The 15,504-nt window shown below is 72.0% G+C and carries 3 protein-coding genes; 2 read left to right on the forward strand and 1 reads right to left on the reverse strand.

Features of this window, described 5'->3' with window-relative positions:
• Positions 1-16: 16 nt before the first annotated feature.
• A complete protein-coding gene (locus ACFY0P_RS07895; protein WP_388908879.1) occupies positions 17-14,008 on the reverse strand; it encodes a hypothetical protein in 13,992 nt (4,663 codons plus the stop codon).
• 171 nt (positions 14,009-14,179) lie between these two features.
• Between ACFY0P_RS07895 and ACFY0P_RS07900 the strand changes: the two genes are divergently transcribed.
• Together ACFY0P_RS07900 and ACFY0P_RS07905 are read left to right on the forward strand one after the other, a co-directional pair.
• Positions 14,180-15,064, forward strand: coding sequence for a hypothetical protein (locus tag ACFY0P_RS07900; protein ID WP_388908496.1), 885 nt, complete (start codon positions 14,180-14,182; stop codon positions 15,062-15,064).
• A gap of 60 nt (positions 15,065-15,124) precedes the next feature.
• Positions 15,125-15,436 (forward strand): hypothetical protein, encoded by a 312-nt coding sequence (locus ACFY0P_RS07905; RefSeq protein WP_046730425.1) that lies wholly within the window; start codon positions 15,125-15,127, stop codon positions 15,434-15,436.
• Positions 15,437-15,504 lie beyond the last annotated feature (68 nt).

Here is a 15,504-nt window from a genome sequence, read left to right on the forward strand (position 1 = left end):
GATCGCCGCTGCCCGGTCACGGTGCCTGGTAGTACGTCGGGTTGATGCTCGCACGATACGTACTGGTCAGGTACAGCGACTGGATCGTCTTCTCGAAGATCTTGAAGGGTAGCTGGATCCAGAAGTCGGCGAAGCCCTGGCGGTGGAAGAGCCGGCTGCCCGCACTCATCACGAAGACGTTCTTGACGAGTCCGGTGGTGGCCGCCGTGGTGACCGAGGCGGCCGCGTTGATCCCGCCCTCCCAGACCGCGTCCCCGCCGTGCAGTTTCACGGTCTGCCCGTCGGCATTGGTCACCCCCCACACGGCCGCGTTCATGCTGCCGTTGACCCAGCCGGACAGCGCACTGCTCAGCACGCCGAACGAGAAGTCGTACATACCGCCCCGCCAGCGGGTCGGCGTCTCGTTGCCCGCCCACTCGTTGACCCAGGTCTTGTCGTGGTTGAGCGGACGCCGGGTCCACGGCTTGCCGCCGTCGATGTTGGCGATGCCCGCCTTGAACTGGCCCAGCTTCTCGAACCCGAGGGCCCGGTTCTCGTGCACCGCGGTGCTCAGACCGGTCTTGATGGTCGCGCCGACCGCCGCGTTGGCGAACGACTTCAGTGCGTCCTTGCCGGTGAACGGCTTGTTCTGGACGGCGGCCACGATCCCGTTGACGGCGAGGTTCGCACCGAACTCCAGGATGAACTCCTGACCGAACTCCAGCGCCGCCTTCTTGGCCACGGACTGCCAGTACGGCTCGTAACGCGCCTCGCGCAGCGCCGCGTTGCCGTCCGGCACGAGCGTGCCCGACCACGGCATGCGCTGGGCCTCACGGGTGGTACGGCCCCAGCCGCGGATCTCGGTGAGCGCGCCGCGGAAGTCGTACTCGTTGCCGACCAGCCGCCAGGTGTTGAAGGTGTCCCGCTCGAACACCAGGCCGCTGTCGGTGCGCTGCGCGATCAGGTCGCCGTTCCTGTTGTAACGGTTCCACTGGCCGCGCCAGGCGTCGGTCTCCAGGAACCCGCCGCCGTCCGCCTTGCGCTCCCGCACCACGCCGCCGTGGTCGAACTCCTTCCAGACCGAGCCGGCCGGGGTGTTCTGCGTGACGGTCGTGCTGTACGCCCGCACCCGCAGCGGTCCGCCGTTGTGCAGCGGGGTCTCGCGCAGGACGGTGGGCGCGGCCTGGCCGGGCACGCGCAGCTCGTCACGGAAGTGGCGGGCGCCGTCCGTCCATCGGTCCTGCCAGGTACGGCCGTTCCACCAGCGGCGCACCTGCTCGCCGTTGCCCACGGCGATGGGCGTGCCGTTGCGTTCATGGGTGCTGACGCGCCAGGTGCCCTGGTTGTCCCGCCAGGCGTCGACGTACCGGCCCGAGTCCAGCATCCGGCGCTCGCGGACCAGGTTCCCGTTGCCGTCGTAGTCCCGGTAGGAGTCGTCCCAGGGCAGCCGCGAGTCGTTGGAGCCACGGAAGAACTCCCGTCGGCCGCTGCCGAGTTCGGCGCCCTGGGCGTCCAGCTCACGCCAGGTCCAGCGGCCCGAGTCGGCGCGGCCGGAGCCCTGGATCACCCGTCCGGCGGTGCCGTCAGGGTTGGCGTGGCTCTGCCCGACGAGGTTGCCGTGCGGGTCCCGGTCCACCCAGGTGCGGTCACCGGTGAACTCCCGCACGACGCCGCCCGGGCGGCCCTCGCGGGCGGTCCGGGTGACGCCTCCGGCGTCCTGGTAGACATCCTGCCAGAGCCTGCCCTGCGGGTCGTTCGTGAGCGGTTGGCGGTAGCCCCTGAGGTCGCCGGCCTGCCAGGGGAGGTCGGTCGCATGGGCCGGGGCGTGGCCGGGGCGCGCCGCGTGATCGCCGACCTTCAGGGACGTGCCGTCGTGCAGCTTGCCGCTGAACCGCGCGAAGCTGCCGTCGGCCGCCAGGTCGAGAGCGCTGCCGTCCATGCCGACATAACGCACCCCGGAGGTGGCGGTGCCGTCGCGCGCCTCCTTCGTCCACGTGAACAACTGGTAGGTGTCGTCACCCCGGACATGGGCGTACGGCGGCCGGGCGTGCTCGGCGCCGGCCAGCCAGCGGGTGCGGACCCAGGTGGGCGGGCGCTGCTCGCGCCAGCGGTCGGTGGTCAGGAAGCCGTCGCCGAAGGCCTCGTGCTTGCCGACCTCCTTGCCGTGCGGGGAGTGCCGCTCCCAGGTGGCGCGCAAGGTGCCGTCGGCCGGGTTCATGGCGTGTTCCTGGTACTGGCCGGCTCGCTCGGGCCATTCGGCCATGCCCCACTGCTGCTGGGCGATCCGGCCGTCCGCGGTGCGGTCGGTCCAGCCGCTGCCGATGCGCTCCCGGGTCCGCGGACCCGAGGCGATCACCTTGCCGTCGCCGTCGTAACGGTGCCAGGTCCAGGCTCCGTTGCCGTTGTCGACGCCCAGGGTGTGGCCGGTCCGGCCGTCGAACTTCTGCAGCCCGTCGCGGTATTCGCGCACGGTGCGGCCCCAGCCGTCGGTGTCGCGCCAGCCGGTGCCCGCCGTGTCGTAGTGCCGGCTGCCCGTGCCGACCGGAGTGCCGGTGTCGTCCCAGCGCACCCAGTGGGTACGGGGGTTGGTGCGGGCGAAGTCGATCGTGTCGGTACGCCGGAAGGAGTCGACCACGTCACCGGAGGCACCGGGCAGCATCCGGCGCTCGAAGACCGGCACCTCCTTCTTGGTCGAGCTGAGCAGCTTGAGGTGGCCGCCCGCGGCGCCGGACAGGTCGGCGGTGCCGTGGTGGAAGGACCCGGCCGCCACCGGCGCACCGGACCTGGTGGTCCGCTCCCAGGTACCCGTGGCGTGGTCGACGACGTACCGGTAGTCCGTCCGCCGCCCGTTGTCCAGCACGTTGAACCCCTGCCGGACCACGCTGCCGTCGGCGGCCAGGTGCACGAACTCGCCGTGCCGCGGGCTGGTCCGGTCGTTGAACACGATCCGGGTGGTGCCGTCGGGGCGCCGGGCGGCGTCCCAGTGCGCGAGCCTGCCGCCGGCCGCGTCCTCCAGCCAGGAGGCGGGGTGCGCCGCGGTCGGCGGATCCGTGACGAGGAGGCGTCCGCCGTGGCCCGCGGGCAGCGGGGTGCCGGTGGCCGTGACGGCGCCTTGGGCGTCGTACCGGGTGAACGTCCCGTCGGCCAGGGTGGTGCGGTGACCGCCGCCGGGCAGCGGGACCGTCTCCTGGACCAACCGGCCGGTGTGCTGGTCGAAGACCTGCCGGCCGCCGCCGGGGCGCGCGATCTCGATACGGCCGGCCGCGTCGAAGGTGACCGCATGCGCGGGGTCCGCCGCGAAGGCGCCGTCCACCCAGCGGGGAGCCGCGCCGAGCGGCCGGTCGAGATGCCCGGCCGGTACGCGGTCCCGTCCGGTGAGCCGCAGCCCGTCGCCCGCGAAGTCGCCGTTGGGCCCGAAGGTGCGGTGCCCGGTGTCGTGGAGGGTGCGGAAGCCGCCGTTGTTCGGGAGCGCGGTGACGATGTCGGGCAGCCGGCTGCCGTCGGCGTCGGTGAGACGGTGACCGCCGGCGCCGTCCGGCTCGGCGAACCGCGCGCCTCGCTGCCCGCCGGCCGGGTCGGCCAGCGCGGTCGAGGTGCTCACCGGGCGGCCCTCGGCGTCGTACAGCACGGACTCGCCGGTGACGTCGTCGATCGTGCGCGGCCGGTTGCCGCCGACCGCGACCACCCGCTGGTGCAGCGGCTGCCCCGCCGCGTCGGTGAGACGGTGACCGCCCGCGCCGTCCGGTACGACGATCCGGCCGCCGCGTGCGTTCGCCGCCGGGTCGAACAGCGCCAGGCCGGTGTCCCGGTAGCGGCCGTCGGCCGTGAACCTGCTGGTCGCGCCGCCCGTCTCGTCGGTCACCCGGAAGCCGGAGCCGCCGGGCAGCGCGGTGACCGTCTGGGGCTGCCGGGCACCGGACGTGTCGGTCAGCGTGAAGCGGCCCGTGCCGTCGTCGGCCAGGAACCGCTGACCGCGCGTGCCCCGCGGGTCGGTCAGCGCGACACCGGTCTCCTGGAGGCGCCCGCGGCCGTCGTGGCGTACGGACACCCCGGTCGTCTCGTCGGTGACCCTGACGCCGTTCCCGTCACCCAGGTCCTGCACCCGCAGGTCCAGCCGGTTGCCCGCGAGATCTGTGACATGGACGCCGGCGCCGTCGCCGACCAGCACCCGGTCGGTCCCGGCGGGGACACCGTCCCGGCCGGTGAGCTGGACGCCCTCGTCGAGCCGGAGACCCCCGGCGTCCACGCGCTGGGTGACGCCGGTGTCGAGATGGGTGACCCGCGTGGCGTCGCCGGGCAGCGGGAAGGCGGTCAGCCGGTCCGCTCCGGGGCCGTGCACCGTCAGGGTTTGGCGGGCGCCGTGGCCGTTGATGTCGGTGTGCAGGCGCAGTCCTGTCGGTCCGCCGTCGGCACCGCGCAGCGGCATGTCGTAGGCGGTCCGGTCGCCGTTCGCGGTGTAGGTGTCGACGGTGTCCGACGGAGTGTGCCGGACGTCGAAACCGCCGTCCGGCCGGGCGACGACCGTGCGCGTCGGGTCCGGGTGCGACTGCTGGTCGACCACCCGCAGCGTCACCGCGTGGTCCTGGCCCACGCTCCGCTCGATGGTCAGGCCGTTCGGCCCGCTCACGCCCGAGTTGTTCAGATCGATCCGGTTGACCGCGGGCGGGGCGGTGTCGGGCAGCGTGTCGTGCTTGCCCGCGCCGAGCGTCGCGCCGCGCCGGGTGGCCCCGATCTGGATCTCCTGGATCCGGGCCTCGATCTCGGTCGGATGGATACCGAGGTCCTCCAGGTTCGTGTACGCGGTGCGGAACCGGTCCTGAGCGGCGATCAGTTCGTGGTTGAGCTGCACGTCGTACTCGCTGACACCCCGTGAGGTGCTGGCTCCGCCCGGCGCCGCGCGCAGATCCTCGACCCGGTTCAGTTCGGCCCGGGCGGACGACAGCTCGACCCAGGCCTCGCGGAACGGCCGGCCGTCGCCGCCCAGCAGTTCGTCGAACCGCGCCGAATCCTCCGCCCACGGCGTCTCCCCGGGCTGCCGGGAGGGTACGGCCGGGCCCTTGCCGCGATCCGGGCGGGCCGGTGCGGCGGGGGTGGTGTCGCCGTCGGGTCGGGCGGGTGCCGCGGAGATGGTGTCGCCGTCGACGCGGGCCGGTGCCGCCGGGGTCGTGTCGCCGTCCAGCCGGGGCGGTGCGGCGAGGGTGGTGTCACCGGTGTTCCGGAGCGGCGGGGTGCCGTCCAGCAGGCTCAGGGCGTCGTTCTGCCGCTGGGCCTGCGCGGACCTGTCCATGCCGTCGAGCACCGTCTGGAGCCTGGTCTGCGTGTGCGGTGTCGTGCCGCCGTCGGCGAGCGCGGTACGGACGCGGCCGGCCAGTCCGTCCCCGTCGCCGCCGAGCCGCCGGAAGTCGTCGAGCAGCCGGTAGGCGTTGGCCTCGGCCCGCACCTGGTTCAGCAGCCGTTCCACTCCGGCCCGGCGGACCGAGCCCGGGCGGTCCCGCAGGAAGCGCCGGGCGGCGTCCTCCAGGTTGTCGAGGGCCTCGGCACGCTGCGCCAGCTGGTCGGCGGGGACGCGGTGGAAGGCGTCGAGAGCACGGTCGACGTACCGGATCTGCGAGCGGGCGCGGATGCCGTTCTCCCGGTACGTGTCACGGCGGAAGGCGGCCCGGTCGAGGAGGTCGGGCGCGGCCGGGTGAGCGGTGCCGGGCACCGCCGTCGTCCCGGTGGTGTCGCCGGTCCGCCGGGGCGGCCCGAGCATGTCGTCGAGGACGGCGTCGCCGAGCGGCCGTGTGGACCGGCCGCCGCCGAGCCGTGTGTCGTCTCGCGGGGGCATCGAGGCGAAGTCGCCGTCGCCGGTGCGGTGCGGGGCGGCCGGGTGGGCGTCGTCGAGATGCGTTGCGGCCGTGTCGGATTCGGCGGGGTGGGGCGGGGTGGTGTCGGTCTCCTTGGGGTGCGGCGGGGTGGTGTCGGTGTCTGCGAGGTGGGGTGTGCGTGTCTCGGTGTCGGCGAGGTGCGGTGTGGTCGTGTCGGTCTCCGTGAGCCGGGACGGAGACGCGCCGGTGTCGAGCGGGTGCGGCTGGAAGGTCTCCGTCTCGGTCTTAGCGGGACGGTGCGGTGCGGTGGTGTCGGAGAGGTGCTGCGGCACGGTCTCCGCGTCGAGGGGGTGCGTGGCGTCGCCGTGGTTCATGGAAGGCGGAACGATGGTGTCGCCCTCCTTGACCGGCGGCGGGGCCGTCTCGGAGCCGAGGCGGTGCGGTACCGGCGCCTGCGTGTCGGGGTCGTGCGGCGCAGGGGACTTGGTGTCGGGGTCGTGGGGTGCCGGAGACACGGTGTCGGTGTCGGCGTGGTGCGGTGCCGCGGACTTGGTGTCGGGGTCGTGGGGTGCCGGGGACTTGGTGTCGAGGTGGTGTGGTGCCGGTGATCCGGTGCCGAGGTCGTGGGGTGCCGGGGAGGTGGTGTCCAGGCTGCGGGACGTGAGGCCGTCGCCGGTGAGCGCGGGGGCCTTGGTGTCGGGGCCCAACTGGGTCTGCGGGAGCTCGGGTTGGGCGTCGGCCGGGGTCGTGTGGACGTCGGTCGCACCGGGCCCGGACGGCGCCGCCGTCTTGGTGTCGGTGCTCGGCGGCAGGAACAGCCGGCGGCCGTCTTCCGTGAAGTGGAGGCCCGCGCCGTCGCCGTAGACCAGTTTCGCCTTGGACAGGTGCCTGAACGCCTTGTCGAAGGCGGTCCTGCCCAAGTCGACGGCCGCGGTGGTCTGCGCGCCGACCTTGGAGTCCGGCAGGGACCGGAAACCGTCCGAGTTGGCGAGTGCCCGGACCATCTTCTTCATCTGTTCGGAGATGCCCGGCACGGCCTTGAGCGCGTCCTCGGCCGCTTGCGGGAGCGTGTTCAGGTTGGGTCCGTTCGACGCGGCGGCCGACGAGGAGGTCCCGGCGCCCTGGTTCTTGCCCGGCCTCGGCTGCGCCTTCACCGCGTTCGGGTCGGGCTTCTGCTTCAGGGCGTCGATACGTCCGTTGATGTTGTCGAGCAGCTTCGTCCGCTCGTCGAGCAGCCCCTTCGCCATGTCCTTGCGGGCGCCCTGGGCGATGTCGTGGAACTGCTGCGTCAGCTTGACCGCCTGTTCGGCCAGGGGCTGCGCCTTCCTGAGGTTGTAGCGCTGCGCACTCTGGTTGCCGCTGACGACGGCGTTGTCGGCCTGGCGCACCTTGTCGGACGCCTCGTCGAACGCTTTGCCCGCGGCCCGCGCGGCCGGGTCCACCGTGCCGTCGGCGAGGTAGCGTCCGTCGCCCTCCATGTCGTGGACCTTGAGCGGCTTCGGCCACCGGGATTCGACCTGGCTGGAGTACGGGTTGATCGGCAGCCCGGAACCGAACTTGGCCTCGGGCCGGTACAGCTTGGAGACGACCGCGCCCATCTGCTCCACGCCGGCCTCGCCCTGGGCGGCGAGCCTGAGCACGTCGTCCTTGAACCCGCCGCCGATCAGGTGCACCTCGCGCACCACGGACAGGGCGAGGGCCTCCTGGACGTGCGCGCCGTGGAAGACCTCCTGGTCGAAGGAGACCGTGCGGGAGCCACTGCCGCCCGGATACTCGTACGTCCAGCGGGCCCGCTTGCCCATGTCCTCGAAGCCCTTGTCGTACGTGGCGCTGCGGACGGTGTCGTCGCCGAACTTCAGGTCACGCATGGTCTCGCGGTCCAGCGGGTGCAGCTGGTCGTGCAGCGACACCCAACCGCCGCGCTCCTCAAGGACCTTGGCGTCGAAGACGAGTGTGGTCGGCCCGTACCGGGTCGCCATCGGTTTGTCGCCGGCCTCCATCCGGAAGAAGACGAAGTCGTCGTTGCCGAGGTTGGTGGTGTTCTTCCCCGTACTCTTTCCGGACGCGAGGAACCTGATGCCCCGTCGGGTCAGGTCGCCCTGTGAGGACATCACACCGCTGTTGGCGATGGCGTGGTAGGCGGGAGTCGCGTGCTTGATGCGGTAGGGCAGGTTCTGCAGGCTGGTCAGCAGCTTCTCGAACTGTGCGCGCTCCGCCGGCGGCAGGCTGCTCAGCAGCTCGCCGACGTCCCGGCGCAACTGCGTGATGTTGCGTTCGGACAGCTCCTGCACGAAGTGCGTCTTCTGCGCGTCGGAGAGCTTCTCGAAGTCCTCGAACTCGGGGAAGACCTGCTTCCACTGCTCCTGCGAGCCGGGCAGTTCGGCCTTCCACTGGTTTCCGGTGTGCACCTCGGCGTACGCCTTGTTGCTGCGGAGGTGGCGGGCGATCTCCGGCATGTCGCGCTGGAGGCGGGAGATCGAGAACTCCGTGCCGTGGAAGCCCTTCAGGGCGATGGAGTCGCCGGGCCCAGCGGCCTGGACGGCGTCGTCGACCTTCCTGGCGAGCTCGTGGGCCACGGTGGAGACGGGGGCGTGTTCGTTGCGGAGGGTGTAGACCCCGCCCAGCTCGGCGGCGTCCTTGACGAAACCCTTGAGGGAGGCGTCGAGGTTGCCGGCCGCCTTGTCGAGGGTCCGGGCGAGGGCCTGGAGTTCCTGCGGGGACTTCTTGCCCGCCTTGACCAGGTCCTCCAGCCGCTGGGTGAGCCCGCGCAGTTCGAGCGACTGCTCCTCGATCTCCCTGCCGGTCTTGATGAAATGGTCCGCGTCGGCGGCCTCGGGCGCGTGCCGGGCCTGGGCGTCGAGACTCAGGGCGTGTTCCTGGAACCGCAGGGCCCGCTGGATCTCGCCGGCGCCGGCGAACTGGTCGACCAGCAGGTTGAGGTCGCGCTGGGAGAGCCGGCCGTCGGTCAGCGCCTGCGTCATGTCCTCGTCCAGGCGGACCGCGATCCGGGACGCCTCGTCGTTCGCCTTGTCCAGGGCCTCCTGCATGGCCGGGCGCTGGTCGGCGTCGGCGTTGGCGAGCTTGCTTTCGGCCTGCTGCACGCCGCGCTGGGCCTCGCTGTGCTCGCCGAGGGACTTGGCCAGCTGTTGCGGAGGCGTCAGCGCGGCGGCCGCCTCCGTCTCACTGTGGAGGGCCGGAGCGGAGTGGGCGGGCGGGGGAGTCGCACTGTCGGAGGGCAGGGTCGTGCCGCCGAGCGCGCGGGGCCGCTCCTTCAGACTGAGCTGCCGCAGGGCGGAGAGGTCGGCCTCCATCCGCACCGGGTTGACGCCGAGGTCGGTGAGACGGGTGTGGGTGGCGTCGTACTGCTGCCGGGCGGTGTCGAACCTGTCGCGGGCGCGGATCTCGGCGACGGTGGGCCCGTTGGAGTTCCCAGCGGGGCCGGCGTGCGGCAGCAGGCCCTCCTCGGCCCGCCCCAGGTCGTACCGTGCCTGGACGTGGTCCCGCCAGGCGTCGCGGCGGGCCTGCCGCAACGGGTCGTCCGCGTGACCGAACAACGCGTCGACGCGCTGTCCGTCACGGAACCAGGCCTCCTCGATCTGGGCCGGGGTGAGCCGCCTTCCCCGACCCGGCAGCTCCTGGCCACCACCGGCACGCGGGGTGTCCGGCCGCGGCGCGGGCGCCGTGTCGGGGGTCCCGTGCGCCGTGCCCGGTACGGCCGTTTCCGGGTCTGGCGTGGTGTGGGTGGCCCCCGGTAGGGCCGTTTCCGTGCCGGGCGTGGTGTGGGTGGCCCCCGGCAGGGCCGTCTCCGTGTCGGGCGTGCCCCGGGTCGGGCTCGGGACGGTCGTGTCCGTGTGGGTGGTGGGGTGGGCCGGGCTCGGCAGTTCCTTCCCCCACGACGTCGGCGTGGGCAGGGAGCTGAGCAGTTCGTTGTTGTGGAGGACGTGGCCGCGCAGGTCGGCGGCGAGGTCGTTGAAGCCGGTGCCGCTCCACTCCCTGGTGAAGGTGCGGTCGCCGCCGGTGATCGTGACGGAGACCGCGTTGTCGTCCACCTTGTGGGTGACGGTGATGGTCATCTCGTCCGCGTAGCCGGGCCGCCCGACGGTGAACGTCTTCACGTTCGGGCCGTCACCGCCCTCCCGTACGAGTACGTCGCCGAGCCCCTCCCAGCGGCGCATCGCGTCCTGCCCGAAGGCGCGGCCGAAGTCCTCGAACGCCTCGCCCGAGGGCAGCCCGGACCACTTCTCCTTGATGAGCGTGTCGAGCTGTGCCTCGGGGATCTGCTCGGCCCGTACCGGGATGACGGTGATGCCGTCCTCGACACGGGCCGGGCCGGTGCGGTGAAGCCGGGTCGGCGAGAGGGTGACCTCCCACTGGTCCTGGTTGAGCGCGAGGGCGTCGTCGGCGGCCTTCTCGTATCCCGGCGGGTAGGCCATGGCGAGCTTGCCGTGGTCGGCGGGAACGTCGATCTCGAAGACGACGCGGTTGCTGTTGACGCCGTTCTTCGCCCACTCCGCCTGGAAGGCGCGGTTGTTGGAGGACGAGGCCGGCAGCCGCTCCACGAACACGTCGGCCTGGGCGGCCCGCGGGTCCATGGACACGCCCCGCCACACCGTCATGCGCTGGTTGGGGCCCTCGAACATCAGGTCGCCGGCGATCTTGTTGAACTGCTTGACCTTGCCGACCAGACCAGGATTGGCCTCCAGGGCAGTGGGGTTGACGAACCCGCCGTACCCCTTCTTCGAGGTGAAGGCGCCGCCGATGACGCCCTGCATGAAGAGTTTGGTCTCCTTGTCAGTGGCGGCCTTGCCCATGTGCCCGCGGGCCGCGTGGGCGGCGGCGTCCCAGCTGTCGGCGGCCGGGCCGGTGAGTCCGGCCGGGTGCGGGGGCAGGGCGACGTCCGGGGTGGACGTGCGCAGCAGGTCGCCGGTGGAGCGGCTGTAGACGTGGCTGCCGGAGGCGGAGGCGACGACGATCTCGTCCTCGCCGCCCAGCTTCGCCGGCCAGGTGCCGGCGCCGTCGCTCACGGAGTCCACGGACCTGTCCGTGAACCTGACGCTCACCCCGCTGAACGGGCCGTCGCCCAACCGCACGGTCTGCTCGGCGAGGCGGATGCCGCCCAGCCGCTTGAACGTCCAGCTGTGCACGACGGTGCCGCCGACGGCGTCCAGCTGCCGTACGACGAAGCCCGTGCCCTGCTTCTCCACCGTGTACAGGCCCGATTCGACCGCCCCGCCGTGGAGTTCGGGCGTGCCGCGACGCGGTGCCTTGACCGCGAGCTGGTGGTTGCCGGGCACCCTGACGACGTCGGGGTCCTTGAGGAGTTCGTCGAAGCCGTCGGAGTGGGCGGCGGGCGCGGCGTCGAAGGCGTCGCCGCCGTGGCCGGACGGCATGTCGATCGTGAAGCCCTGCTTCTCGGCCGTGTTCACGAAGTCGACGCTCGCCCCGCCCAGGTAGGGGGCGCCCGTCCTGTCGGTGACGACCTTGACCCCGTCGAAGTCGTGCACGGTATGGCCGAGGGCGGACTCGTCGAACTGCAGCTTGTACTTGTCGGCGGAGGCCGAGGACGTGGACGCGGCGCCCTGCTCCGGCAGGTGCTCCGGGGCGTGCCCGGACGTGCCGGTGGCCGAGCCGGCGAGGCCCTTGTCGGCGTCCATGTGGGCCGGGGTGCCGGCGAAGGCGGGGCTGTCGGTGGTGCGGGCGCTGCGGCCCGTGTCGACGAGGTCGAGGGCCGAGCGGCTGTGGTCGCCGCCGGGACCCGGGTGCCCGGAGGTGACGGGCGGGGGAGAAGGCTCGTGCGTGCCGGCGTTGACCGTGAACCGGTCGCCGGTGATGGGGTTCGCCGGGCTCGTCGTCAGCCGGTCCGGGGTGGCCGGGCTGATCGTGAGCCGGTCCGGCGTCCCGGGCGTCGGGGACGGCGAGCCGTGCGGCACCCGCTCCGCCGGGGAGTCGGGCCGCGGCGAGCCCGGCTGGTGGACGAGCTCGTCGAGGTGGAGGCGGGTCTGGTGGGCGTTGAGGGCGCTGGTGGTGCGCTCGGCGAGGGCGTCGCCGGTGCCCGGCGCCACGGGGGAGTGCGGGGTGTTGTGGCGGGTGCCGGCCAGCAGGTCGAAGGCCGAGACCCCGGCGTCGACGCTGCCCGGCCCGCCGTGCCCGATGGCGGTCGGGGAAGGGTGCGCGACGGTCGTGGGGCCGGTGAGCAGGCTGTGCGGCGCGGTCACGTCGTGCGGGGAACCGGGCGCCGGGGCCGAGTCGAGCGCGGTGTGGGCGATGTTCGTGCCCGGAGTGCCGGTCAGCGTGGTGTGGGCGGCGCCGATGCCGGGGGTGCCCGGCGCGTGCACGGTGCCCACGCCCGGGGTGCCGGTGAACGCCGAGTGCAGGGTGCCCGCGGACGGGTTGCCGGTCGACAGGTCGCCGAGCGTGGCCGCGACCGGCGGCGGCGTGGAGTGGGTGCCGGTGAGGACGGTGCTGCCCGGCGCATGGGTGGCGTTGTGCGCGCCGCCCGGCAGCAGCACCTCGGCGTGGGAGGTGAGGTTCGCCGGCGCCGGGGGCAGCCCGGTGAGCGTGGTGTGGGCGCCCCCGGAGACGGCCGCCACCGGCGTTTCGGTGATGCCGTGGGTGGCGCCGGGGACACCGGCCGAGGCGGGCACGTGCAGGCCGGACGCGGTGGTGATGGTCGGCGTGGCGCCGGCGCTCACCCCGAGCTCCGCATGCCCGCCCAGCGCGCCGAAGTTCTCCACGCGCACGGTGCCGAGCTGTACGTGGGGCATGTCGACCAGCGCGTCCACCGTGCGCGCCGCGTGCACGCCGAAGTTGCCGCGGTGGGCGATCGCGCCGACGTCACCCAGGTTCAGCGACGGCGGCCGCAGCGTCGAGGTGACGTCGAGATGTGTGCTCGGGATGTTCAGATCGAGGTTGCGGATGCTGCTCTGCCCCGAACCCGCCCCGAACCGCACCTCGTTCAGCTGGATGCGGGGCATGTCGACCAGGGCGTCGACGGTGCGCGGGTCCACCGGGACCGAGCTGATCGTACGGCCGATACTGCTGGTGATCGGGGCGCCGAAGACGTGCTGCCCGAGCACACCGCGGTCGAAGAGACCGATCCGCAGGGCGCGCGCGAAGCCGTACTCCCCGATCTCCGCCGCGTCCACCGGCAGGAAGATGCGCAGCCACTTGGTGCCGCCGAACTCCTGGCCCACCCAGTCCTTGGTGGCCTGCCAGCCCCGGGAGAGGGTCTCGGGCAGCCCGCGCACGAAGCCGGGGATCGCCTTGAAGCCCTGCACGACCGTCAGGCTGACGGAGTTGACGCCGTGGCTGATGATGTTGGGCAGGTTGTGGATGCCGTCCAGCACCCACAGTCCGCCCTTGTAGACCCAGGTGCTGCCGAGCCGCACCAGGTCCTTGAGCCCGAGCAGCAGGGTGGTGGGGCGGAAGCCGTTGGTGAACAGGTTGCGCAGGGCCTGGAAGGTGCCCCGCGCGATGTTGGCGAAGCCCTTCGCGAAGGCCGTCGTACCGACGCTCTTGATGATCTGGAAGATCGGCAGCGCCTTGGTGGTGGGCGCCAGGATGCCGAGGCCGGCCAGGAAGAGGTCGAGGAAGCTGGCGTTGCCGTTGGCGAAGTCGACGATCGTCTTGATGAACAGGGTCAGGTTGACGCCGAGCGCGAGCAGCGCGATCGGGCCGCCGAAGATCAGCGCCGGCACGATCAGGATGATCGCCAGCCACTGGAACGCCTCCCAGAAGATCTGGCACTTGGAGATCGGCAGCTGGATGTCGGAGACACTCGAGATGCTGTTCGCCGCCGCGGCGGCGCCCTCGCCGTGCTCGGTGCCGGCCTGCCGGGCCGTCGAGGCGTACGTCTCCCGGTTGGGATCGTCCTCGGACAGCCCACGGCCCGAGTTGAGCGCGCCGTCGGCACGGGACTGGAGGTCGACGAGTTTGTCCGCCCAGGTGGTCAGCGCGGTCGCCGCGCTCTCGAAGGACTGCGCAACGTCCTCGATGTGCCCGCGCAGCCTGTCGTTGACCTTGCCGCGCAGGGCGTCGGCGGCCTCGCCGACGAAGACGCTGTCCCCGGCGGTGTTCATGACCGCGTCGATCGCCGTGCTGATGCGGCGGGCCTCGGAACCCAGGTGGTTGAGCTCGGTGGACAGCGTCCGGATCTGGTCGGGATCGCCGGGCGTGGGGTCACTGTCCAGCCCGATCGCGTTCCAGTCGGTCGGGCGCGGCATACGGGTTCCTCCCGGAAGCTGACGGGCTCGGGGCGGTCACTCCCCAACTGACCACGCCACAGCGGCCGCTGCGGTTCACGTGATCTGGGTTACAGCCGCCGTCTGCGGTGAACCGGCGGGGCGCGTGCGGCGTGGTCCAACTGACCGGAGTCGAGACTGGGAGGACCACTCGTGGCCGACAGCCTGAAAATCGAATACAACGTCCTCAACGACGCCAAACGGGACCTGGAGAACCTGGCCGGCGACATCGGTCCGCTCCTGGACAACAGCACCTTCTCGCGGCTGGGCCAGACGGACTACGACGGGTACACCTCCAGCGAGGCCCTGACGGTCCTCGGCGACCAGACCCTGGCCGACGCGCTCTCGGGCTTCTACTCCAACGCCAGCAGCACCATGTCCCACGCGGACAAGGGCCTCAAGGAGCTGGCGGGCGCCTTCGGCTCGGTGGGTGAGGCGTTCCTGTCGTTCGACTCCGAACTGGCCCAGGGCATGGGCATCACGGGCAGCAACCTGGGCCTGCAGAACTACTTCCGGGACAAGGACCTGTGGGACTACAAGCAGTCCCACCTCGACCAGTGCGTGCCCGGCCCGGACGGCACGATGCCGGACTTCTGCTCCGCCACCGACCCCGGCGACCCGCCGCTGGACCAGACGATCACCACCGACCGCGGCAGCGTCCACACGCATCTCACGCTCGACGACCAGCGCCACGTGATCAAGGAGGAGTCCACCGTCACCTACGACGGCAAGACGTACACCTCGGTCACCAACTACTCCAGCGACGGCAACCACTACACCACGGACACCTCCTACCCGGACGGCAGCACCGTGCACTCGGAGACCAACCTCAACTCCGACGGCAGCGGCACGATGGTGACCACCGGCAGCGACGGCGACCGCACCGAGTACACCCGCGGCCCCAAGGACGCCAACGGCAACCAGCCGGACTGGCAGAAGGTGGGTGGCGACCCGGACGACGACGGCGGTTCGGGCGGTGGCGGTTCGGGCGGCGGCGGCTCGGGCCACGGCTCGGGCGGCACCCGGCCCGTTATGTAGCCCGACGCCCCTCTCAGAGAAGTACCCCCTTCGAGAACGACAGGAACGGACAGGAACCCCATGGCCAGCTACAACGGCATCAACCTCGACTACCACAAGATCGAGGAGGTCGTGAGCCTGCTGCACGACGCCCACGAGAACCTGCTGCCGGTGCTCAGCAACCTGCGCAACCGGGTCAACACCCTCGTCGACGACGGCATGGTCTTCCAGCAGTCCAGCGAGGTCATCCGCACGACCTACAACAACTTCGACACCAGCCTGCTGGCCGCCGTGAAGGGCATCAACGACTTCTCCGAGATGTTCAACGGCATCAAGGAGAACGCGATCCAGTTCGACCAGGGCATCAGCAGCAGCCTGCAGAACAACTCGTAACGCCCGTACGCGCGAAGGGGCCCTCCCGGACTGCCCGGGAGGGCCCCCTTCTCGCGTGCCGTGCGGCG

Source organism: Streptomyces sp. NPDC001714, assembly GCF_042892755.1.
GTDB lineage: Bacteria > Actinomycetota > Actinomycetes > Streptomycetales > Streptomycetaceae > Streptomyces.

What these genes read in the sequence shown, in the direction of transcription:
- ACFY0P_RS07895 (WP_388908879.1), bottom strand. Translation starts at nt 14,008, where the DNA reads ATGCCGCGCCCGACCGACTGGAACGCGATCGGGCTGGACAGTGACCCC.
- ACFY0P_RS07905 (WP_046730425.1), top strand. Translation starts at nt 15,125, where the DNA reads ATGGCCAGCTACAACGGCATCAACCTCGACTACCACAAGATCGAGGAG.